The organism is Mesorhizobium sp. P2_D1 (genome assembly GCF_056404455.1).
The window spans coordinates 151,053-172,634 of sequence record NZ_JBFUDZ010000001.1 but is presented as its reverse complement, the minus strand read 5'-3'; the positions used below and the strand labels follow the sequence as shown (position 1 = coordinate 172,634).

Here is a 21,582-nt window from a genome sequence, read left to right as displayed (position 1 = left end):
GTTTGTTGGTCACAGGCTTTGTTAAAAGTTTCCCCAACGGAAGCAATTAGTCCGATCTCACGAACCTCCCGGCGCCGCCGCGATCGCCTTTTCGACCGTCGGCAAGATGCGTTCGACCATCTGGTCGACGCCCTGAGGGCTCGGATGCAGGCCGTCCTCGAGTTGCATGCCGGGCTGACCGGCGACGCCGTCGAGAAAGAACGGGTAGAGCGCAACGTCGTATTTCCTGGCAAGGTCGGGAAAGATGGCGTCGAAGGCGTTCTGGTAGTCGGCGCCGAGATTGGGCGCGGCGCGCATGCCGGCCAGCAGCACGGCAATCCTGCGGTCCTTGAGCTTGCCCATCATCTCATCCAGGTTCCTTCTGGCGATGTCGGGCGAGACGCCGCGCAGCATGTCGTTGGCGCCGAGTTCGAGAATGACCAGCTGCGTGCCGTCGGGCACCGACCAGTCGAGCCGAGCCAGGCCGCCGCTCGTCGTGTCGCCGGAGACGCCGGCATTGGCGACCGTCACGTCGCGACCCGCGGCGCGAAGGGCGGTCTGCAGTTTTTCGGTAAAGCCCTGGTCCGGCCCAAGGCCGAAGCCCGCCATCAGGCTGTCACCGAAGCCGACGATCTTGAACGGCTCGGCGAGCGCCGACGAAAAGGTGCCGCAAATGGCGAGGAAAACGATGAAGCCTGCGGCAATCAGGCGTTTGAAAGACATGCGGCAGGCCCCATATGACCAAGGAATTCTTCCGACGGCATCCGGCAAGCAGAGCCTTCATCCCTTGATATAGGACGCTTTCATTTTGACAGAAGCCGTCATCGCGCTGAAAGACGTATCGCTGACACTTGGCGAAGGGGCGTCCTCCGTGCATGTGCTGAAGGCTGTCAGCCTCGATGTGGCGGCTGGCGAGGCGACCGGCATCGTCGGCCCTTCGGGCTCTGGCAAGTCGACATTGCTGATGGTTCTGGCAGGCCTGGAAAGGGTCGATTCGGGTACGGTCCGAATCGCCGGCGAACTGCTCAATGGCAAAACCGAGGATCAGATAGCTTCGTTTCGTGGCCGAAACATTGGCATCGTGTTCCAGTCCTTTCATCTCATTCCCAACATGACGGCGCTCGAAAATGTCGCGGTGCCGCTGGAGTTGGCCGGCCATGCCGATCCGTTTTCTGTCGCGGCGCGCGAACTTGCGGCCGTGGGCCTGAGCGATCGCGTCACCCACTATCCCGGCGAATTGTCGGGCGGCGAGCAGCAACGCGTGGCGATCGCCCGGGCGCTGGCGCCGTCGCCGCGCATTCTCATTGCCGACGAGCCGACCGGCAATCTCGACCAGGCGACGGGGCGGCAGGTCGCCGACCTCTTGTTTGCCAAGGCGGCCGAGCGCGGCATGACGCTGGTGCTGGTCACCCACGATCCGGCATTGGCGGCACGCTGCTCGCGCCAGGTTTCGATGCGATCGGGCCGGATCGAGGCGCCGGCGCCCGTCAAGGTGACGGCCTGATGCCGTTGTCGCGGACGCTGAAGCTTGCGGTCCGCTTCTCGCTGCGCGAAATGCGCGGCGGTTTGTCCGGCTTCCTGATCTTCCTTGCCTGCATCGCGCTCGGCGTCGCGGCCATCGGCGGCGTCAACTCGGTGGCGCGTTCGATCACCGCCGGTGTCGCCAATCAGGGCCAGACGCTGCTTGGCGGCGATCTCCGCTTCCAGATCAACCAGCGCGACGCCAGCCAGGCCGAGCGTGGCTTCCTTGACGGGCTGGGGATCGTTTCGCGCACTGCAAGCATGCGTTCGATGGCGCGTCTTGCCGACGGAACCGACCAGGCGCTGGTCGAGGGCAAGGCGGTCGACCACGCCTATCCGCTCTATGGCGCGCTGGAGACCGAGCCGGCGCTGTCGAAGCAGGAACTGTTCGGCGAGGAGTTCGGCGTTTTCGGCGCCGCCGCACCTGATCTGTTGTTCGAGCGGCTGCATCTGCAGATCGGCGACCGGCTGAAGCTCGGCATCGCGACCTTCGAACTGCGCGCCAGGCTGGTTACCGAACCGGATGCGGTGTCCGACGGTTTCGGCTTTGCGCCGCGGCTGATGATCTCGACCGAAGGGCTGGCGGCCACCGGGCTGATCCAGCCGGGCAGCCTGGTCGAAAACGCCTACAAGATCCGGCTGCCCGCCGATGCCGATGAGGCGCGGCTGAAAGCCATCCAGGATCAGGCGGCCAAGGATTTTCCGCAGGCCGGCTGGTCGATCCGCACGCGCAGCAATGCGGCGCCGGCGCTGTCGTCCAACATCGAACGCTTCTCGCAATTCCTGACATTGGTCGGGCTGACGGCGCTGGTGGTCGGCGGTGTCGGCGTCGCCAATGCGGTGCGCGCCTATCTCGACGGCAAGCGCGGTGTCATCGCCACCTTCAAGAGCCTGGGCGCTTCGGGCGGCTTCGTCTTTGCCGTCTATCTGGTGCAGATCCTGATCATCGCCGCCCTGGGCATCGTGCTTGGCCTGGTGCTCGGGGCGCTGATGCCGTTCGCGGCCGGTGCCGCCCTCCATCAGGTCATTCCGGTGCCGGCGGAAGGCGGCTTTTATCCCGGCGCGCTCGGCATGGCGGCGCTGTTCGGCCTTTTGGTGACGCTGGCCTTCGCGCTGCTGCCGCTCGGCCGCGCCCGCGATGTGCCGGCGACTGCGCTGTTTCGCGAGATGGGGCTCGAAGGCCGCGGCTTTCCGCGCCCTGCCTATGTTGCGGCGGCCGTCGGTATCGCGCTGCTGCTGGCGGCGCTGGCCATCCTATTTTCAGGCGACCGCCGCATCGCCTCGATCTTCGTCGGCGCCACCATCTTCGCTTTTCTGGTGCTGCGCCTGGTCGGCGCACTGGTTCAGTGGGCGGCCAGGAAGAGCCCACGTGTGCGCTTCGTGGCGCTGCGGCTCGCCGTCGGCAACATCCACCGGCCCGGCGCCTTGACGCCATCGGTGGTGCTGTCGCTGGGGCTCGGCCTGACGCTGCTGGTGACGCTGGCGCTGATCGACGGCAATCTCAGGCAACAAATATCGGGCAGCCTGCCGGAGCGGGCGCCGAACTTCTTCTTCGTCGACATTCAGAGCAGCGATGTCGATGCGTTTTCCACGCTGATCGGCAAGCAGGCGCCACAGGGGACGCTGGCCAAGGTGCCGATGCTGCGCGGCCGGGTGATGGCGCTCAACGGCGTCGATGTCGACAAGGTCACGGTGCCGGCGGAAGGCGCCTGGGTGCTGAAAGGCGATCGCGGCCTGACCTATGATGCCAGGCAGCCGGACAACGCGACGCTGACCGAGGGCAGCTGGTGGCCGGACAATTATGCCGGCGAGCCGCTGGTCTCGTTCTCTGCCGTAGAAGGCAAGGAGATCGGGCTGAAGCTCGGCGATACCATCACCGTCAATGTGCTCGGCCGCAATGTGACGGCGAAGATCGCCAATTTCCGCCAGGTCGAATGGGAGACGATGGGCATCAATTTCGTCATGGTGTTCTCGCCCAACACATTCGCAGGGGCGCCGCATGGCTGGATGGCGACGCTGACCGAAAAGACCGCCTCGACGGCCGACGACGCGCGGATCCTCAATGCCGTCACCCGCGCCTTCCCGGCGGTGACGACAGTCCGGGTCAAGGATGCGCTCGACGTCGTCAACCGGCTGGTCGGGCAGCTCGGCACGGCTATCCGGGCTGCCGCCGGCGTGGCGCTGATCGCTTCAGTGCTGGTGCTTGCCGGTGCGCTTGCCGCCGGCAACCGGGCGCGCATCCATGACGCGGTGGTGCTGAAGACACTGGGCGCGACACGCACAACCCTGATTGCCGCCTTCTCGCTTGAATACATGCTGATCGGGCTCGCCACCGCGATCTTCGCCCTGGCGGCAGGTGGTGCGGCCGCCTGGTTCGTCGTCGCCCGCATCATGACCTTGCCTTCGCATTTCATGCCTGAGGTGGCGGTGGCGACCATTCTGTTTTCGCTTGTCATCACGGTCGGCATCGGTCTCGCCGGCACCTGGCGGGTGCTCGGCCACAAGGCCGCGCCGGTGCTGCGTAACCTCTGACTATTCACCGACCGCAAGTCCGACCCAAAACCGCTGCGCGCTTTGGAATTGCTCTGAATTCCGCCCGCGGGGACCGAGATTTGGTTAAATCGGAGTAATGTTGCGCCGCCAAAGGGCGGAAAACCGCATCGTGTATGCCTCACGAAGCATTACACCCGGTTACGGTCTTGTTCTTGACGCGAATTACCATCATATTTCGCCACAGGCATGCTGGAGCCCCGCCAGCGGCGCCTGGGTCCGGTGGACCTGACACCCGACGGGGCAGAAGCAATAGAGGACTCCCATGGCTGAACCCATTCGCAACTATCAGACGCGCGCCGTGCCCGGCGCCGGCGTTGATGCAGGCATCGATCAGGGCCTGCGCGCCTATATGATCAAGGTCTACAATCTGATGGGGCTTGGCCTCCTCATCACCGGTCTTGCCGCCGTCGGCACGATCATGCTGGCCACCACCACCGATCCGGCCTCGGCTGTCGCAACGCTGCCAAGCGGCGAGATGCTGACCTCGTTCGGCTACGCGATCTTTGGCTCGCCGCTGCGTTGGGTGGTGATGCTGGCGCCGCTGGCCGCCGTGCTGTTCCTGTCGTTCCGCGTCCAGTCGATGAGCGTTTCGGCGGCGCAGACGACGTTCTGGGTCTATGCCGGCCTCGTCGGCCTGTCGCTGTCGTCGATCTTCCTGGTCTACACCACGGCCAGCATTTCGCAGACCTTCTTCGCTACCGCCGCGGCCTTCGGTGCGCTGTCGCTCTATGGCTACACCACCAAGCGCGACCTGACCGCCTTCGGCTCGTTCCTGATCATGGGCGTGTTCGGCATCATCATCGCGTCGGTGATCAACATCTTCCTGCACTCGTCGGCGCTTTCCTTCGCCGTCTCGGCGCTTGGCGTGCTGATCTTCTCGGGCCTGACCGCCTATGACACGCAGAAGATCAAGGAGATGTATTTCGAGGGCGACGCTTCGGATGTCGCCGGCCGCAAGGCCATCATGGGCGCGCTGACGCTCTACCTCGACTTCATCAACCTGTTCATGTTCCTGCTGCAGTTCATGGGCGACCGCCGCTAGTAGCAGCGACGCTTGGACCATTGAGTTCCAAAGGGCGGCCTAATGGCCGCCCTTTTCTTTTGTGTCGGGTTTTGCTGTTATTGCGGCAGAATAACGGCGTGCATAAATAATGAGCAGTATCATCATGCGGCCCGCAACGGCGGCTGACCTCGACCGGATCACGGAAATCTATGCCGACGCGGTCACCCAGGGCACGGCGAGTTATGAGCTGGAGCCGCCCAGCCGCGCCGAGATGGGCGGGCGATTCGACGTTTTGATGGCTGGCGGCTTTCCCTATCTGGTGGCGGAAAAGGACCGCGCCGTGCTCGGCTATGCCTATGCCGGCGCTTTCCGGCCACGCCCGGCCTACCGCTTCATCGTCGAGGATTCGGTCTATGTGGCGCCCGAGGCCAAGGGCCAGGGGGTCGGGCTGTTGCTCATGCAAAGCCTGATCGAGTCCTGCCGGGCGGCGGGCTTCCGTCAGGTCATCGCGGTGATCGGCGACGGGCGGCCGGACAGCGCCTCGGTGCGGCTCCACGAAAAGCTCGGCTTTCGTCATTCGGGACGCCTCGAAGGCTCCGGCTACAAGCACGGGCGCTGGCTGGACACGGTGTTCATGCAGCTCCCGCTGAACGGCGGGGCGCTCGCTCCACCCGATCCCGATTCGCTGCCGGAGCAAAAATTCCGCCAGCAAAAATAAGCGGTTAGGCCTCGACGAGCTTCAGCTTGCTGTCGAAGATGCCAAGCACGCGGCCGAGCTCCTGGCCGCGCTTGAGGATACGGCCGCCGGCGGCAATAACGGCAAAGGCGCCCTGCTTGCGTGCCAGTTTCGGGTCCTTGACGATCTGGAACAGCGGCACTTCACTGGTGCGGCGGAACACAGAAAACACAGCCCTGTCGGTGAGATGATCGATGGCGTAGTCGCGCCATTCGTTGGCGGCGACCATGCGGCCGTAGAGCCTCAGGATCTGGTCCAGTTCACGCCGGTCGAACCGCACCGGCTGATCGAGGCGCTCAGGTCGCGCCTCGTGCAGCGGGATCAATATTGCGGATGCGTCAACATCCCGCGTCCCGCCGCTGTCGTCAGTCATGCCTCGATCCTTCAAAATGAATCTTTGCCAACCAAAGTTGGCGCGTTCGCAGCTGAATTGCAAGACCCGGCGAAGCAGGGCGGAGGCGCGCTGTTTCTGCAACGTCCAGTCACTTTTATGAAACGCCTTGTTGGAATTGGTGATGCTTCGCCATATTCTCGCCATTTTTTATCCGCGCTCCTGCCCCAATGTCCGACGAGTTTACCCGCGTTGCCTGAGACGGTTCGGTCCGGCACCGGCTCGTAAACCCCAAGCCCCCCGCCCACGGGTCTGCGTCGGATCGAACCAACCTCGGTCTTTCTTCGGAAGGATCGGGTGCGACGATCCCAAAACCTAAATGACCGGCGTCAGAAGCAAGCTGACGTCGGTTTTTTGTTTTTGGGGTGGAGCGCGGGGCAATGCGACGAGGCACAGCACGATCGTCTGTGCAATCTCGCCTCGCCATGAGCGAGCCGCAACCTCGAGATTCTAAGGCTTATGAATGAAGGCGGCGCCGAGAATGGGGCCGGGCAGCCCATCCCTGCCGACCGACTGCAGCAGCACGGCGCAGCCGCCCTTCTTGGAGATCTCGCTCATCGGCAATTCGTAGCGCTGCGCCTTGCCGTGCCACATGCCGGCGGTCTGGATGCCCGAGACCGCGTTCCAGTAGGTCAACTTGCGGCCGGTGTTCTCACCCTGGCCGATCTTGACCGTCTGCGGCGGGTCGAAATAGACGATGACGACATGGGCATCGCTAGGACCGTTCCCGGCATCGCCGGCGTCGATCATCACACGGTCGCTGGTCCGGCTGACCTTGACGGCGACCCGCATGCCCTGGCCGCTCTTGGCCATCCGCGCCAGCGCGCCATCGACATCGATGCGGCTGGCGCCGTTGACATGGACGCGGCCGTTGATGACGGCCTGCGGCGTGTAGACGGAGCGGCTGCCGAAGGCGCGCATATAGTCATTTTGCCGCTCGGTGTTCTCCTTGCGGCTCAGCGTGTCCTGCCAGCCGAGATAATCCCAGTAGTCGACATGATAGGCGAGCGCGACGATGTCTTCCTTGGCGGCCAGTTCGGCGAACAACGCATCGGCCGGCGGACAGGAATTGCAGCCCTGGCTGGTGAACAGCTCGACCACGCCCAGGGGCCTGTCGATCTGAGGTTTGTCGGCCTGCGTCTTGGCGGGCTCGGCGGTTTGGCCGATGCCGGCAGCCGCTGAGAAGGCCAGCGCAAGGGCCGCCAGCCATAATGTTTTTCGCGAGGCCATGGTCATTCCGATTCCCGCCGGTGGCGCCGGCTTTATTGTCGTTGCTGGAATATGTGGCAGAAGCGGAAGTCAACGGGAAGTCACGTTGCGGTGAAATTTTTGCCGTTGCAACCGACCGCAGCGGCGCAATAGGAGAAGGGCTCGCAGTTCAGGGTAGAAACCGATTCGGGCGGCAATCACGATGTGGCAAACTCTTTCGGCGCCGATCGATCTCTATTGCGAGCGAACCGGGCCGGAACTCTGGTCCGAGCCAGTCAATGCCCTGACAAACCTTGCCTTCATCGCCGCCGGCCTGTGGGGCGTGCGCGAGGTGCGAAGGCTGCGCACCGGCACCTTCGCCGAGGTGCTGGCCTGGTGGGTGGTGGCAATCGGCATCGGCTCGACGATCTTCCACACCTTCCCCACCAGGGGCACGGTCTGGGCCGATGTACTGCCGATCGCCGGCTTTACGCTGGCCTATACGCTGTTCAACCTGCGCCGCTTCCTCGGCATACAATGGGGCAAGGCGATCGCCATCTTCATCGCCTTCTACTTGGTTGCCGGGCTGCTGACGCTGGCGGTGCCGGACTGGCTGCGCCAGGCCTCGAATGGCACGACGGGCTACCTGCCGCCGTTCCTGGCGCTCGCCTTCTTCGGCATACTGGTGGCGGCCAGCGGCAATCGCGCCGGCTGGTACAATCTGGCGGGATCGGCAATCTTCGTCGTGTCCATCATCTGCCGGATGGTCGACCCGCTGGTCTGCGCCGGCTTCCCGCTCGGCACGCATTTCCTCTGGCACATCCTCAACGGACTGATGCTCGGCGTGCTGCTGGCCGCAGCGGCGCGCTTCGGAGCGCCGAAAAATATGGGAGTAAGGCAGTAGGGGAAATAGGTTAGCCTGTTCTTGCTTGCCCTACTCCCTTACTGCCCTATTCCCTTATTACTATGCTGCCAGATCGCGCAGCACGTATTGCAGGATGCCGCCGTTCTTGAAGTAGTCGAGCTCGTCCAGCGTATCGATGCGGCAGATGATCGGCACGTTCTTCACCGTGCCGTCGCCATAGGTGACCTTGGCCGTCATCGTCTGGCGCGGCTTGATGGTGCTCAGCCCGTCGATCTCGACCAGCTCGTCACCCTTCAGGTTGAGCGACGCCCAGGACGTGCCGTCCTCGAAGACGAAGGGGATGACACCCATGCCGACCAGGTTGGAGCGATGGATGCGCTCGAAGGACTGGGCGATGACGGCGCGCACGCCGAGCAGATTGGTGCCCTTGGCCGCCCAGTCGCGCGACGAGCCGTTGCCGTATTCGACACCGGCGAAGATCACCAGCGGCACGCCTTCCTTCTTGTATCCCATGGCCGCGTCGTAGATCGATTCCTCTTCCTTCGACGGGTAGTGGATGGTGTAGCCGCCTTCCCTGCCATTCTCGCCCAGCATGTGATTGCGGATGCGGATGTTGGCGAAGGTGCCGCGCATCATCACCTCATGGTTGCCACGACGCGTGCCGTACTGGTTGAAGTCGGCGACGCCGACGCCATGGTCGGTGAGATATTTGCCCGCCGGCGAGGCCGCCTTGATCGAACCGGCCGGGGAGATGTGGTCGGTGGTGATCTTGTCGCCGAACAGGCCGAGCACGCGGGCGCCCTTGATGTCGCCGATCTTGCCGAAACCAGCGGTCATGCCGGCGAAATAGGGCGGGTTCTGCACATAGGTCGAGTTGTCGTCCCAGGTGTAGGTCTGGCCTTCCGGCGCCTCGACGTTCTGCCAGTATTCGTCGCCCTTGAAGACGTCGGCATATTTGCGGGCGAACAGCTCGCGGGTGACGTTCTTCTCGATGAACTCCTGGATCTCGGCCGAGCTCGGCCAGATATCCTTGAGGTAGACCGGATTGCCGTTCTTGTCGTCGCCGAGCGGCTCGGTGGTGAGGTCCTTGGTGACGGTTCCAGCCAGCGCGTGCGCGACGACCAGCGGCGGCGAGGCGAGATAGTTCGCCTGCACGTCGGGCGAGACGCGGCCTTCGAAGTTGCGGTTGCCGGACAGGACTGCAGCGGCGATCAAGCCTTTTTCATTGATGGTTTTCGAGATCGGCGCCGGCAGCGGGCCGGAATTGCCGATGCAGGTGGTGCAGCCGAAGCCGACCAGGTTGAAGCCGATCTGGTCGAGCTCCTTCTGCAGTCCTGACTTTTCCAGATATTCTGCGACCACCTGGCTGCCCGGCGCCAGCGAGGTCTTGACCCACGGCTTCTGCTTCAAACCGAGGCGGTTGGCGTTGCGGGCCAGCAAGCCGGCGCCGATCAGCACGCTCGGGTTCGAGGTGTTGGTGCAGGAGGTGATGGCGGCAATGACGACGTCGCCATGGCCGAGATCGTGGTCGGTGCCGTCGACTGCGTAGCGCTTGTGGATCTCGGCGGCCTTCTTGTATTCGGTCTCCATCGCCTTGGTGAAGCCTTCCGGAATGCCTTCCAGCGCGACGCGGCCTTCGGGCCGCTTGGGGCCGGCCATCGACGGCACGACGGAACCAAGTTCCAACTCGAGCAGGTCGGTGAACACCGGGTCGGCCGAGCCGGTGTCGCGCCACAGGCCTTGCGCCTTCGAATAGGCCTCGACCAATGCGATGCGATCCTCGCTGCGGCCGGACATTGTGAGGTAGCGGATCGTTTCGCTGTCGACCGGAAAGAAGCCGCAGGTGGCGCCGTATTCGGGCGCCATGTTGCCGATGGTGGCGCGGTCGGCCAGCGTCATGTTGGAGAGGCCCGGGCCGAAGAACTCGACGAACTTGCCGACGACGCCCTTCTTGCGCAGCATCTGGGTGACGGTGAGCACGAGGTCGGTGGCGGTGACGCCTTCTTTCAGCTTGCCGGTGAGGCGGAAGCCGATAACCTCAGGCAACAGCATGGAGACAGGCTGGCCGAGCATGGCCGCCTCGGCCTCGATGCCGCCGACGCCCCAGCCGAGCACGCCAAGGCCGTTGATCATCGTCGTGTGCGAATCGGTGCCGACGCAGGTATCGGGATAGGCGGTGGTTTCGCCGTCCTCGGTGTTGGTCCACACCACCTGGCCGAGATATTCGAGGTTGACCTGATGGCAGATGCCGGTGCCGGGCGGCACGACACGGAAGTTGCGGAACGCTTGCTGGCCCCATTTCAGGAACTTGTAGCGCTCCTCGTTACGCTCGTATTCGAGCTCGACATTGCGGGCAAAGGCCAGCGGCGTGCCGAATTCATCGACGATGACGGAATGGTCGATGACAAGGTCGACGGGAACCAGCGGGTTGATCTTCTGCGGATCGCCGCCGAGCGAGGCCATGGCGTCGCGCATGGCGGCAAGGTCGACCACGGCCGGAACGCCGGTGAAATCCTGCATCAGCACACGAGCTGGGCGATAGGCGATCTCGACGCCGGCGGTGCCCTTGTCGGTCAGCCAGCCGGCGACCGCCTGGATCGATTCCTTAGTGACGGAGCGACCGTCCTCGTTGCGCAGCAGGTTCTCCAGCAGCACCTTCATCGAATAGGGCAGCTGGGCAATGCCCGTGAGGCCGTTCTTCTCGGCCTCGATGAGATCGAAATAGACATACTCCGTACCGCTTGCGGTCAGCGTGCGGCGGCAATTGAAACTGTCTAGGGATTTTGACACGTGCGATCCTTGTCTGTTCAGCCTGAAAGGGAACGGACGCCGATGGCATGCAATCACGCGCAAAGGTGCGGGTACGGCCATTTCCGCTGTCCGTTCCCAAGCAACCCGAGCCGTTCAAGGCGGCGCGTGCGCTGGTTCGGCGCTAATTCTGTTCCCGCGCCGACCGCTGGCACGGATGCACCGCATATAGAGAATTTTCTGGAATAGTTCTAGACAGTTGCAAAGCAAATTTGTGCGATGCGGCAGCTGCCGCGACACATGGTTTTCAGGGCAGGCGAGGGATGCGGCTGATCGCCGAAAATCTGGGCGGCGAACGCGGCGGCGACACGGTGTTTTCCGGTATCGGTTTTGCCTTGGAGGACGGGCAGGCGCTGGTCGTCACCGGTCCGAATGGTGCCGGCAAATCGACCCTGTTGCGGGTCATCGCCGGGCTGCTGCCGGTGGCCGAAGGCAGCGTGCGGATCGAAGGCGTTGTGAAGATCGAAGACGTTGTGAAGATTGAAGACGGGGGCGAGGCATTTCCGTCGATCGCGTCGGCCTGTCATTACCTTGGTCACCAGAACGCCATGAAGCCTGCGCTCAGCGTGGCGGAAAATCTGCGCTTCTGGCGCGACTTCAACGGCGATGGACATGCCGGCGTCGAAGAGGCGCTGGAAACGGTCGGGCTGGGCGGCATCGGCCACCTGCCCTTCGGCTATCTCTCGACCGGGCAACGGCGGCGCGCGGCGATCGCCAAGCTTCTGGTCAGCCACCGGCCGCTGTGGCTGCTCGACGAGCCGACGGCGGGGCTGGACAAGGCTTCGGAGCGGCGATTTGCGCAGCTGATGGGGAAGCATTGTGAGAAGGGTGGGATCATCGTTGCGGCGACGCATTTGCCGCTGGGATTGGATGGGGCGAAGGAATTGAGGATGGGGCAGTAATGTCGGCGTTCCTTCCTGGGCAAGGGCACCTCAAATCATGCTAGCCCTCTTCCTGCGCGACATCCGTCTCAACATCCGTGCCGGCGGCGGGGCTTTGACTGGGGTCATCTTCTTCCTCGCCGTCATCGCCACCATCCCTTTCGGCGTCGGGCCGGACCTCAAGCTGCTTGCCCGCATCGGACCGGCGATCCTGTGGATTGGCGCGCTGCTCTCCTGCCTGCTTGGCCTTGACCGGCTGTTCCAGGCCGATCGCGAGGACGGCTCGCTCGATCTGCTGGTGCTGAGCAAGGACCGCCACATGCTGGCCTTGACGGTGCTGACCAAATGCCTGGCGCATTGGGCGGGCAGCGTGCTGCCACTGGTCGTCGCCGCTCCCTTGCTCGGCCTGTTCATGAACATGGAGCCGATCAGCATCGGTGCCACGGCGCTGACGCTGCTCGTCGGCACGCCGGCGATCACCTTTATCGGCGCCGCCGGCGCGGCGGTGGCGGTGGCGTTGCCGCGTGGCGGGCTGCTGATCTCGGTGCTGGTGCTGCCGCTGACCATCCCGGTGCTGATCTTCGGCGTTTCGGCGAGCTACGGCGCGACGGCCAATCCTGATCCGTTTCTGCAGCCCTTCCTCATTCTTGCCGCGCTGACCTTGTTTCTTGCGGTGCTGGGCCCGGTCTCGGCGGCGCTGGCGCTTCGTCATGGAACGGATTGAGGTGACATCAAAGGCTGCGGCGCGGCGACCGATTGCGAAGCCGATGGTGCGGGGATAAGGGAAGGCATGTTCGAATTGGGCGACATGACCGGTTTGGAAAGCGGCACCTTGGCGGGGCCTGGCGTATGAGCGCGCACGCCCTCTACGTGACCGCCGCCTATACGATCACCGCCGTGGTGCTGGCCGGGCTGGTCGGCTGGATCCTGCTCGACCAGCGGGCGCGCAAGCGCGAACTCGCTGAACTCGAAGCGTCAGGCGTGCGGCGGCGTTCCGACAAGGGCGCCAAGCCATGAGCATGGAAACGGAAACGCCACCACCCAGTCGCCGCCTATTCGTGCTTTTGCCGCTGTTGATCTTCCTCGGCCTGGCCGGACTGTTCCTGTCGCAGCTGTTGTCGGGGCGCGATGTTTCGGAAGTGCCGTCGGCCCTGATCGGCCTGCCGGCGCCGCAGACGAACCTGCCGGCGCTGGAGGGCATCAATCTGCCCGGGCTCGATACGAAATCCTTCGCTGGCAAGGTGACGCTGGTCAACGTGTTTGCGTCGTGGTGCGCGCCGTGCCGCGAAGAGCACCCGGTGCTGCTGGCGCTGGCGCAGGACAAGCGTTTCGTGATGGCGGCGCTGAACTATAAGGACCAACCGGAAAATGCCCGCCGGTTCCTCGGCGATCTCGGCAATCCGTTCCAGGCGATAGGGGTCGACGAAGCCGGGCGCACGGCGATCGACTGGGGCGTCTACGGCGTGCCGGAAACCTTCGTCATCGGCAAGGACGGAAGGATCGCCTACAAGTATGTCGGGCCGCTGACGGCCGAGGCGGCGCGGATGGTGTTGTTGCCGCAGATCGACAGGGCACTGGCGGCGCATTGATATTCAGGTGTTGCCGGCCTGCAAACGGCGGCTTCCTGAGCTTCGGGTGCTCACGTGCCCAAAAGTACGCTCCGCTCCGGTTCTCGGAACCCACCAATCTCGGCTCGGCCTGATCTGAGTCTCAACGCGCCCGACCGGCGCCGAGCAATAGACCTGAGATCAGCCGTAGATCTGCTTGTGGACCTGGTAAAGCATTTCCGAACGGTCGGCGCGCATGTCGGCCAGATCGCGGCTGGAAAAGCTGTCGATTTCGGCGACGAGGCGGTTGTAGTGCTTGCGCTTGGCAATGCTGGTGCGAGCGCGGGTCATGAGATCGTTGAAGATCATAGCAAGGTTCCTTCTGTGCCGCGTTTCTGGCGGCCGGTTGTTCCTCCCTTGATCGATACGAAGCATGACATAGTAGTGATGCATTGCAAAAAGAAGATGTTGCAATGCACCATTGCACGCAGCGCATAGCCGGTTAATCGGTCCTTACTGGCAGTTCTGATGAGTTGGCGTTGCTTCCCATCTGCCTTGAGAGGTCAAGATGCGGTGAAGCCTCATCATCGATCTTGCCAGATCGATTTCCGGCTGGCTTGATCGCGCCTGCAGCGCCGCGTCCTTTCGGATGTGCAAAGAACGCTGTAGCACTTTCATTTTGCGCATGATCCTTTCCGAAATCGGAATCGATTTTTCGGGATCATGCGCCCGACCTAAATGCCGGGAGAAAAAGCATGGCCGCCGCAGATTATTACGAAATTCTTGATCCGCGTTTCGCGCGGCTGTTCAGTTCCAACGCGCAAGTGGAAAAGCTGTTCACTGGATGCCAATGGGCGGAAGGGCCAGCCTGGTTCGCCGCCGGCCGCTACGTCGTCTGGTCGGATATCCCCAACAACCGCATGCTGCGCTACGACGAGACGGACGGCAATGTCAGCGTCTTCCGTCAGCCCTCCGGCAATTCCAACGGCAACACCGTCGACCGGCAGGGCCGGCTGGTGACCTGCGAGCATTCGGGCCGCCGCGTCAGCCGCACCGAGTTCGACGGCTCGGTCACCACCATTGCCACCAAATGGCGCGGCAAGCGGCTGAACTCGCCCAATGATGCGGTGGTCAAGTCGGATGGCGCGATCTGGTTCACCGATCCGAGCTACGGCATCGACACCGACTATGAGGGCGACAAGGCCGAAAGCGAGATCGGCGCCTGCTACGTCTACCGGGTCGACCCCGGCACCGGCGAGGTCGAGGCCGTCATCACCGACATGGTCAGGCCCAACGGGCTTGCCTTCTCGCTCGACGAGAGCAAGCTCTATGTCGCCGACACCGGCCGCACGCATGGCGCGCAGGATCCTGCCCATATACGGGTGTTCAATGTCGGCAAGGGCGGCAAGAAGGTGTCGGGCGAAAAGGTCTTCGCCGACTGCACGGCCGGCCTGTTCGACGGCTTCAGGCTCGATGAGGACGGCCGCATCTGGACCAGTGCCGCCGACGGCATCCACTGCTACGATCCGGATGGGACGCTGATCGGCAAGGTCAAGGTGCCGGAAGTGACGGCCAATTGCGTGTTCGGCGGCAACAAGCGGAATTGCCTCTATATAGCCGGCACCACCTCACTCTACATGGTGCGGCTGATGGTCAACGGCGCCAAAACGTACTGAGCTGCCGTCAACAAAATCGAAGGGGAGGAAATCATGCCATTCGTCAACATCCGCATCGTCAAGGAAGTGATCGCCGCCGATCCGGCGGGCAAGAAGGCGGACATAGCCAAGAAAGTCACGGCCGCTATCATGGACGCCACTGGCCTCAGCAATGACGATGTCTGGGTGGTCTTCGAGGAGGTCAACGCCCGCGACTGGTACGTCGGCAAGACCGATGTGGAGACACTGAGAAGCAAGAAGTAGCCTCAGCGGCTGGCGATGAAATCCGCGAAAGCGGACAGCGCATTGTGCATCGCCAGCCGGTTTTCCGGCTTAGCCAGGATGGTCTCTACCTCCGGCGGCTTCTTGCCGAGCAGGGCGATCTCCAGCACATCTTCGCAAAGCGCAAACGACATCGTGCGCATGATCTCGGTCAGCGCGGCGCGGGCAAACAGCGAACGCGGCGAGGCATGCACCAGCATCGCAGGCTTCTCGATAGCGGCGTCGCGCGACACCAGCCAGTCGAGGGCGTTCTTCAGCCCGCCCGGCACACCATGGGCATATTCCGGACAGGAGACGATGACGCCGTCGGCTTGAGTGACCGCATAGATCAGTTCGGCTGCCGCGAGCGGCGTCCGCTCGCCCTCATCGTCGGGATTGAAGATCGGCAGACGACCAAGCCGGTCATAGACAGTGACCCGACAGCCGGGCGGAGCATTCCGCGCCAGGGCCGCGACCAGCGCGGAATTGGTGGAGGCCGCCCGCAGGCTGCCGGAGATGGCAAGGAAGTTCAGCAAGGGTTGGGACCAGTCAGGACGAATCGTCGTCCCAAAAGCCTACCACATGGTCTGCTTGTAGGCGTCGTCCAGCCAGCGGTCGGTCGCCTCGGCCGAATCGGCCACCGCCAGCTGGTCGTGCAGAATCTGGCCGAGCGTCGGCAGCGTCGCGCGATCGTACCAGGTTTCCGGCTTCCACAGATCCGAGCGCATGAAGGCCTTGGCGCAATGCATGTAGGCGGCCTTGACGGAGACGACGACGATGCTTTGCGGTTGCTTGCCGTCGACGGCGAGCCGTTCGCGCAAGGTCGCGTCGACAGTGATGCGCGCGTCGCCGTTGACGCGCAGCGTCTCGTTCATGCCGGGAATAAGGAACAGCAGCCCGACCGACGGGTTGAGGAGGATGTTTTCCAGCGTGTCCAGCCGGTTGTTGCCGGGCCGGTCGGGGATGGCGATGGTCCTGTCGTCGAGAACGGCGGCGAAGCCGGGCCTGTCGCCCTTCGGCGTCACATCGGCATTGCCGGCGCCATCGGACGAGCCAATCAGCACGAAGGGGCTCTTGCCGATGAAGGAGCGGCAATGGCCGTCGAGCGCCTTCAATTCCTTGCGGATCGAGCCATCGGTCGGTCGCGGCGTCTTGTAGATCGTCCTCAGTTCATCGCGCGTGGTGACGAATTCCATGGCCCTCTCCCCAGAGCTTTGTTTGACGCAATTGCCTGAGGGAAAGCGCTATGCGCTTTTCCTGGAATTGCGCTATTTGCCCGCCTTCTCTTCCTTACCGGCCTTGTCCTCGAGCGAATGGCGCAGGATCAGCGGCATCTGGCTGAAGGTAAACAGAAGCGTGATCGGCATGATGCCCCAGACCTTGAAGGTAACCCAGGCGTCGGTGGAGAAATTCCGCCACACCACTTCATTGGCAAGGGCCAGGAACAGGAAGAACAGACCCCAGCGGAAGGTCAATTTCCTCCAGCCCTCGGCGTCGAGGCTGAAGGCCGAATCGAAGACATAGCCGAGCAGCGACTTGCCGAAGTAGAGGCCGCCGAGCAGCACGCCGCCGAACAGCGTGTTGACGATAGTCGGCTTCATCTTGATGAAGATGTCGTCCTGCAGATAGAGCGTCAGCGCGCCGAAGATGAAGACGACGACGCCGGACACCATCGGCATGATCGGCAAGGTGCGCATCAGCAGCCATGAGGCGATCAGCGCGATTGCCGTGGCGGCCATGAACAGGCCGGTGGCGACGAAGATCGGCCCGCCGAATTCGGCCAGGACAGGGAATTTCCCCACCAGCCACTCGCCGCGCGCATTGGCGAAGAAGAACACCATCAACGGCCCCAGCTCCAGCACCAGCTTGAGCAGCGGATTGACGCCTTCCTTCTTCTGCTTTTGCGGATCGGACGGATCGCGTTCGAGAATGGGTGGGTTCATAGGTTTTCTTTCTTACGCACAATCTGATCCAAAAAGCCTGCAACTTTTTAGGACATGCTTGTCAGGCAACTCCAGCGATCGCCCTGGCGAATTCGCTTGCCGAAAAAGGTTCGAGGTCGTCGACCTGTTCGCCGACGCCGATGAAATAGACCGGCAATTTGTGCTTTGCCGCGATCGCCACCAGAATACCGCCACGCGCCGTGCCGTCCAGCTTGGTCATCACCAGGCCGTTGACGCCGGCGACATTGCGGAAGATCTCGACCTGGTTGAGCGCGTTCTGCCCGGTGGTGGCGTCGACCGTCTGCAACACGGTGTGCGGTGCTTCAGGGTCTAGCTTGCCCAGCACGCGGACGATCTTTTCGAGCTCGGCCATCAGTTCGGTCTTGTTCTGCAGGCGGCCGGCCGTGTCGATGATCAGCACGTCGGAACCGGCTTCCTTGGCCTTCTCGAAGGCGTCATAGGCCAGCCCCGCGGCATCGGCGCCGAGCTTGGAAGCGATGACCGGCGATTTCGTCCGCTCGCCCCAGATCTTCAATTGCTCGATCGCGGCGGCGCGGAATGTGTCGCCGGCAGCGAGCATCACCGACAGGCCACCATCGGTCAGTTTGGCCGCCAGCTTGCCGATGGTGGTGGTCTTGCCGGTGCCGTTGACGCCGACCACCAGGATGACATGCGGCTTGTGCGAGAGATCGAGCTCGAGCGGCATGGCGACGTGGGTCAACACCTTTTCCACCTCGGCCGCCATGATGGCGCGAACCTCGGTGTCCGAGACATCCTTGCCGTAGCGGCTGGAAGCTAGCGCGTCGGTGACGCGCAGGGCGGTCTCCATGCCGAGGTCGGCGCGGATCAGCACGTCCTCCAGGTCCTGCAAGGTCTCTTCGTCCAGCTTGCGCTTGGTGAATACGCCGGCGATGTTGCCGGTGAGTTCGCGCGACGAGCGGGCAAGCCCGTCCCTCATGCGCTGGAACCATGAACGCCTCGGTGCCGGTTCCGGTGCCTTCTGCGGCTCGGCTTTCTGCTCGACCTTCTTGGTGACGGTCACCTTGCCGGGAGCTGGTTTTACCTCCCCCTCGATGGGGGAGGTCCCGAGCGCAGCTCGGGGGTGGGGGTGACCAGCGCCGGCGCTGCCATCCCACCCCGCCGCTTCGCGGCGACCCTCCCCATCGAGGGGAGGGTGGGGCGCTGGCGCGGCTTGGATCTCCGGTGCGATCTCGGCGCGCATCGGTTGCTGCTCGATCGGAGCCGGCTGGCGAATGGGCGGCAAAATCTCGGCCGGAGGGATTTCGGGTGCCGGCGTTTCGGCCGGAGCCTCGACCGGTGGCGCCGGCACTTCGACAGGCACAGGCTCCGGCTGTATCTGCGGTTGCGGCGGGACGATTTCCGGCCGCTCCGGCGCCGGAATTTCCGGCGGCTCCGGCTCGGGAATCGGCTCGGGCACCACAGGCGCGGCCGGGATTTCCTCCGGCGCCGGCTCCTCGACGGGCGCCTCCGGTTCAACCGGTTGCGGCTCTTCGACCGGGGCAGGCTCGGGCTGGATTTCCGGCTCGGCCGGAATGATCGGTGCCGGCTCGGGCGCCGGTTCCTCGACAGGCGCCGGTTCCGGCGCGGGAATTACGTCCGGCTCGACCGTCGGCGTCGGCGCAGTTTCGACCTCGGGCAGCGGCTCATCGCGCTTCAGAAACTCCGGAACAACCTGTTCGGAGGCCGGCTTGAGCGCATCGAGTGCTTCCCATTTGATCGGCGGCAGCGGCGCGGTCTCGTCGACGCGCTCCTCGACCACTTCCTTCTTGCCGAACGAAAATATCTTCTTGAAAAAACCAGCCATGCTTTGCGTTTCTCAGGCCGCGCGGGCGGCAAGGCGAGCCGCGATCAGCCTGGTGCCATCGTGGCCGGTGATGTCAGCCTCGATGATCTCGCCCGGCACACCTGCGCCGAGCGCGGCAAGCGTAAAGCCTTCGGTGCGGCCAAGACCGTTGCGCTCGATCAGGATCGACTGGCGGGTTCCGGAGAGCGACGACAGATGGCGCCGATACGCAGCGTCACCGGCGGCACGCAGCCGGGCGGCGCGCTGCTTGACCAGTTCGCGCCGCACCTGCGGCATGCGCGCGGCGGGCGTGCCTTCGCGGGGGCTGAACGGGAAGACATGGAGATGCGTCAGTCCGCATTCCTCGACGATCTTTTCCGAATTTTCGAACATGTCATCCGTTTCGGTCGGGAAACCGGCGATGATGTCGGCGCCGAAGACGATGCCGGGGCGCAGCTTGCGCACATCCTCGCAGAAGCGGATGGACTGATCGCGCAGATGCCGGCGCTTCATGCGCTTCAGGATCATGTCGTCGCCGGACTGCAGCGACAGATGCAAATGCGGCATCAGCCGCGGCTCGGTGGCGATGGCGTCGAGCAAATCGTCGTCGGTCTCGATCGAATCGATCGACGACAGCCTTAGGCGCTTCACATCGGGCACCTGCTTGAGGATGGTCTTCACAAGCTTGCCGAGCTTCGGGGCGCCCGGAAGGTCGGCGCCAAAACTGGTCATGTCGACGCCGGTCAGCACGATCTCGGCATAGCCATTGCCGGCGAGGCGCTTGACCTGCTCGACCACGGCGCCCATTGGCACCGAACGGGAATTGCCGCGGCCGTAAGGGATGATGCAGAAGGTGCAGCGGTGGTCGCAGCCATTCTGAACCTGGACGAAGGCGCGCGCCCTGCCCTCGATGGCGTCGACCATGTGGCCGGCAGTCTCGCGCACTGAAAAGATGTCGTTGACGCGTGCCTTCTCGGTGTCGTTGACACCGAAATCCGGCAGTGCGCGATAGGAGTTCGCCTTCAGCTTCTCCTCATTGCCAAGCACGAGGTCGACCTCGTCCATGGCGGTGAAATTCTGCGGTTCGGTCTGCGCGGCGCAGCCGGTGACGATGATGCGCGCTGCGGGATTGTCGCGGCGCGCCTTGCGGATCGCCTGCTTGGCCTGACGCACCGCCTCGCCGGTTACGGCGCAGGTGTTGAAGATCACGGCGCCGCCTTCCAGTGCGCCAAGGCCGGCGCTTTCCGCCTCGCGGCGCATCACTTCGGACTCATAGGTGTTCAGCCGGCAGCCGAAGGTGACGACATCGATACCCTGGGAGGCCATCAGGCCGCGCTTTCGGTGTCGCGGGCCCAAATGCCGGTCGACGGATCGAAGCTGCCGGAAAACTCCCATTCGGCGGCACCGGTGAGGATGACGTGGTCATTTTCAAGCCATTCGACATGCAGCGAGCCGCCGCCTGGGGTCATCAGGCTGACGCTGCGGCCGGTCCGGTTGGTGCGGGCCGCCGCGACCACCGATGCGCATGCGGCCGAGCCGCAGGCCTTGGTCAGGCCGGCGCCGCGCTCCCAGGTGCGGATGACCATGGTGTCGTGCGAGGTGACCTCGGCGATGGTGATGTTGGCGCGTTCGGGAAACATCGGATGGTTCTCGAGCAGCGGCCCGAAGCGGTCGAGCTCATAGGACCAGACGTCGCGGTCGACCCAGAAGATGGCGTGCGGGTTGCCCATCGAGACGGCCGAGGGCGAATGCAGAACCGGCGCGTCGATCGGGCCGATCTGCAGCTCGATCATGCGGGTGTCGTGGAATTCCTCGGCCAGCGGAATATCCTGCCAGCCGAAATGCGGTGTGCCCATGTCGACCGAGATCGACCCATCGGCATGCTCGCGCGCGTTGAGGATGCCGGCGACGGTCTCGAAGGTGAAGACCTTCTGGCCGGTCTCGGCGGCCAGCGCCTGGACGACACAGCGCATACCATTACCGCAGGCCTGCGCCTTGGAGCCGTCGGAATTCAAGATGTCGATGAAAAAGGCGGTGCCTGGCGTCCTGGCGTCGTGGATCGCCATGATCTGGTCGAACCTGGTCGCGGCATCGGCGTTCAGCGCGATTGCCGCGGCCGCCGTCACCCGATCGGCACGGCTGCGCATATCGGCAACGATGATCTCGTTGCCGATGCCGTTCATCTTGGCGAAAGGGGCAGTGCTGGCCATTGCTCCGCGAATTCCGTGTCCGTTTGGCGCTATATGGCGGAAACGAGCAGGAATTACCAGTGCGCAGCAGGGCTACGTCACCGCGAAGATGCCGAGCACCACCAGCAGGAAGATGACCAGAACAATGCCGATGAGGATGCGCGCGCCGGTCGCGGCGGCTCCTGCCAGCGCCGGCATGCCGAGCAGGCTCGCCGCCGCGGCGACGATCAGCAGAATGATGATCCATTTGATCATGGA

23 protein-coding genes are annotated in these 21,582 nt (G+C 63.7%); 11 read left to right on the top strand and 12 right to left on the bottom strand.

All coding sequences use genetic code 11. From position 1 onward, the window contains the following. Positions 1-57 precede the first annotated feature (57 nt). Positions 58-702, bottom strand: coding sequence for an arylesterase (locus AC1D0I_RS00905; protein ID WP_477392454.1), 645 nt, complete (start codon positions 700-702; stop codon positions 58-60). A gap of 85 nt (positions 703-787) precedes the next feature. Between AC1D0I_RS00905 and AC1D0I_RS00900 the strand changes: the two genes are divergently transcribed. From AC1D0I_RS00900 to AC1D0I_RS00885, 4 genes are all read left to right on the top strand, one after another. Further along, complete coding sequence (locus AC1D0I_RS00900) at positions 788-1,483, top strand: ABC transporter ATP-binding protein (protein WP_477392452.1); 696 nt, start codon at positions 788-790, stop codon at positions 1,481-1,483. Continuing rightward, a complete protein-coding gene (locus tag AC1D0I_RS00895; protein WP_477392450.1) occupies positions 1,483-4,032 on the top strand; it encodes an ABC transporter permease in 2,550 nt (849 codons plus the stop codon). Before AC1D0I_RS00900 ends, AC1D0I_RS00895 begins: the two co-directional genes overlap by 1 nt. Positions 4,033-4,315: 283 nt before the next feature. After that, the gene (locus AC1D0I_RS00890) at positions 4,316-5,095 is read left to right on the top strand and encodes a Bax inhibitor-1/YccA family protein (protein WP_095083988.1); all 780 of its coding nucleotides are present in this window, start codon (positions 4,316-4,318) and stop codon (positions 5,093-5,095) included. Positions 5,096-5,204: 109 nt separating this feature from the next. Then, positions 5,205-5,774, top strand: a complete 570-nt coding sequence (locus tag AC1D0I_RS00885) for an N-acetyltransferase family protein (RefSeq protein ID WP_477392448.1) — start codon at positions 5,205-5,207, stop codon at positions 5,772-5,774. A 4-nt stretch (positions 5,775-5,778) separates the two neighbouring features. On the opposite strand, the gene AC1D0I_RS00880 is transcribed toward AC1D0I_RS00885, so the two are convergent. Next, the gene (locus AC1D0I_RS00880) at positions 5,779-6,165 is read right to left on the bottom strand and encodes a DUF2794 domain-containing protein (protein WP_477392446.1); all 387 of its coding nucleotides are present in this window, start codon (positions 6,163-6,165) and stop codon (positions 5,779-5,781) included. Positions 6,166-6,633: 468 nt separating this feature from the next. Then, complete coding sequence (locus AC1D0I_RS00875; RefSeq protein ID WP_095083990.1) at positions 6,634-7,419, bottom strand: DUF1223 domain-containing protein; 786 nt, start codon at positions 7,417-7,419, stop codon at positions 6,634-6,636. 175 nt (positions 7,420-7,594) lie between these two features. On the opposite strand from AC1D0I_RS00875, the gene AC1D0I_RS00870 reads away from it, so the two are divergent. Continuing rightward, entirely contained in the window at positions 7,595-8,275 is a 681-nt protein-coding gene (locus AC1D0I_RS00870) for a ceramidase domain-containing protein (protein WP_477392444.1), read from the top strand. Positions 8,276-8,335: 60 nt separating this feature from the next. Here the strand turns inward: AC1D0I_RS00870 and acnA are convergent, their stop codons facing one another. Further along, positions 8,336-11,026, bottom strand: coding sequence for an aconitate hydratase AcnA (gene acnA / locus AC1D0I_RS00865; RefSeq protein WP_477392442.1), 2,691 nt, complete (start codon positions 11,024-11,026; stop codon positions 8,336-8,338). Positions 11,027-11,307: 281 nt separating this feature from the next. On the opposite strand from acnA, the gene ccmA reads away from it, so the two are divergent. The 4 genes from ccmA to AC1D0I_RS00845 all read left to right on the top strand — a co-directional run bounded on the left by ccmA (position 11,308) and on the right by AC1D0I_RS00845 (position 13,514). Next, complete coding sequence (gene ccmA / locus AC1D0I_RS00860) at positions 11,308-11,946, top strand: heme ABC exporter ATP-binding protein CcmA (RefSeq protein ID WP_477392440.1); 639 nt, start codon at positions 11,308-11,310, stop codon at positions 11,944-11,946. Between the two features lie 37 nt (positions 11,947-11,983). Next, positions 11,984-12,649, top strand: coding sequence for a heme exporter protein CcmB (gene ccmB / locus AC1D0I_RS00855; RefSeq protein WP_477392439.1), 666 nt, complete (start codon positions 11,984-11,986; stop codon positions 12,647-12,649). A 125-nt stretch (positions 12,650-12,774) separates the two neighbouring features. Beyond that, positions 12,775-12,942, top strand: a complete 168-nt coding sequence (gene ccmD / locus AC1D0I_RS00850; protein ID WP_095083995.1) for a heme exporter protein CcmD — start codon at positions 12,775-12,777, stop codon at positions 12,940-12,942. Continuing rightward, a complete protein-coding gene (locus AC1D0I_RS00845) occupies positions 12,939-13,514 on the top strand; it encodes a DsbE family thiol:disulfide interchange protein (RefSeq protein ID WP_095083996.1) in 576 nt (191 codons plus the stop codon). The genes ccmD and AC1D0I_RS00845 overlap by 4 nt, the downstream gene beginning before the upstream one ends. Before the next feature lie 159 nt (positions 13,515-13,673). Here the strand turns inward: AC1D0I_RS00845 and AC1D0I_RS00840 are convergent, their stop codons facing one another. Next, positions 13,674-13,841 (bottom strand): hypothetical protein, encoded by a 168-nt coding sequence (locus AC1D0I_RS00840; RefSeq protein WP_095083997.1) that lies wholly within the window; start codon positions 13,839-13,841, stop codon positions 13,674-13,676. Between the two features lie 386 nt (positions 13,842-14,227). Between AC1D0I_RS00840 and AC1D0I_RS00835 the strand changes: the two genes are divergently transcribed. Next, positions 14,228-15,148 (top strand): SMP-30/gluconolactonase/LRE family protein, encoded by a 921-nt coding sequence (locus AC1D0I_RS00835; RefSeq protein WP_477392437.1) that lies wholly within the window; start codon positions 14,228-14,230, stop codon positions 15,146-15,148. Positions 15,149-15,181: 33 nt separating this feature from the next. Beyond that, positions 15,182-15,391: a tautomerase family protein gene (locus AC1D0I_RS00830; RefSeq protein ID WP_095083999.1), complete on the top strand. Its 210-nt coding sequence runs from the start codon at positions 15,182-15,184 to the stop codon at positions 15,389-15,391. Between the two features lie 2 nt (positions 15,392-15,393). Here the strand turns inward: AC1D0I_RS00830 and AC1D0I_RS00825 are convergent, their stop codons facing one another. The 7 genes from AC1D0I_RS00825 to AC1D0I_RS00795 form a co-directional block, all read right to left on the bottom strand. After that, positions 15,394-15,924 carry an NADPH-dependent FMN reductase gene (locus AC1D0I_RS00825; protein ID WP_477392435.1) on the bottom strand — a complete coding sequence of 177 codons (531 nt, stop codon included), beginning with the start codon at positions 15,922-15,924 and terminating at the stop codon, positions 15,394-15,396. 39 nt (positions 15,925-15,963) lie between these two features. Further along, positions 15,964-16,584, bottom strand: coding sequence for a pyridoxamine 5'-phosphate oxidase family protein (locus AC1D0I_RS00820; RefSeq protein ID WP_477392433.1), 621 nt, complete (start codon positions 16,582-16,584; stop codon positions 15,964-15,966). Positions 16,585-16,656: 72 nt separating this feature from the next. Then, complete coding sequence (locus AC1D0I_RS00815) at positions 16,657-17,331, bottom strand: septation protein A (protein ID WP_184872615.1); 675 nt, start codon at positions 17,329-17,331, stop codon at positions 16,657-16,659. A gap of 61 nt (positions 17,332-17,392) precedes the next feature. Next, complete coding sequence (ftsY, locus tag AC1D0I_RS00810; protein ID WP_477392431.1) at positions 17,393-19,156, bottom strand: signal recognition particle-docking protein FtsY; 1,764 nt, start codon at positions 19,154-19,156, stop codon at positions 17,393-17,395. A 12-nt stretch (positions 19,157-19,168) separates the two neighbouring features. Then, positions 19,169-20,461 carry a tRNA (N(6)-L-threonylcarbamoyladenosine(37)-C(2))-methylthiotransferase MtaB gene (gene mtaB, locus AC1D0I_RS00805; RefSeq protein WP_477392429.1) on the bottom strand — a complete coding sequence of 431 codons (1,293 nt, stop codon included), beginning with the start codon at positions 20,459-20,461 and terminating at the stop codon, positions 19,169-19,171. Beyond that, a complete protein-coding gene (dapF, locus tag AC1D0I_RS00800) occupies positions 20,461-21,345 on the bottom strand; it encodes a diaminopimelate epimerase (RefSeq protein WP_477392428.1) in 885 nt (294 codons plus the stop codon). The genes mtaB and dapF overlap by 1 nt, the downstream gene beginning before the upstream one ends. A gap of 72 nt (positions 21,346-21,417) precedes the next feature. Beyond that, a complete protein-coding gene (locus AC1D0I_RS00795) occupies positions 21,418-21,579 on the bottom strand; it encodes a DUF1328 family protein (protein ID WP_010912345.1) in 162 nt (53 codons plus the stop codon). Positions 21,580-21,582: the final 3 nt, after the last annotated feature.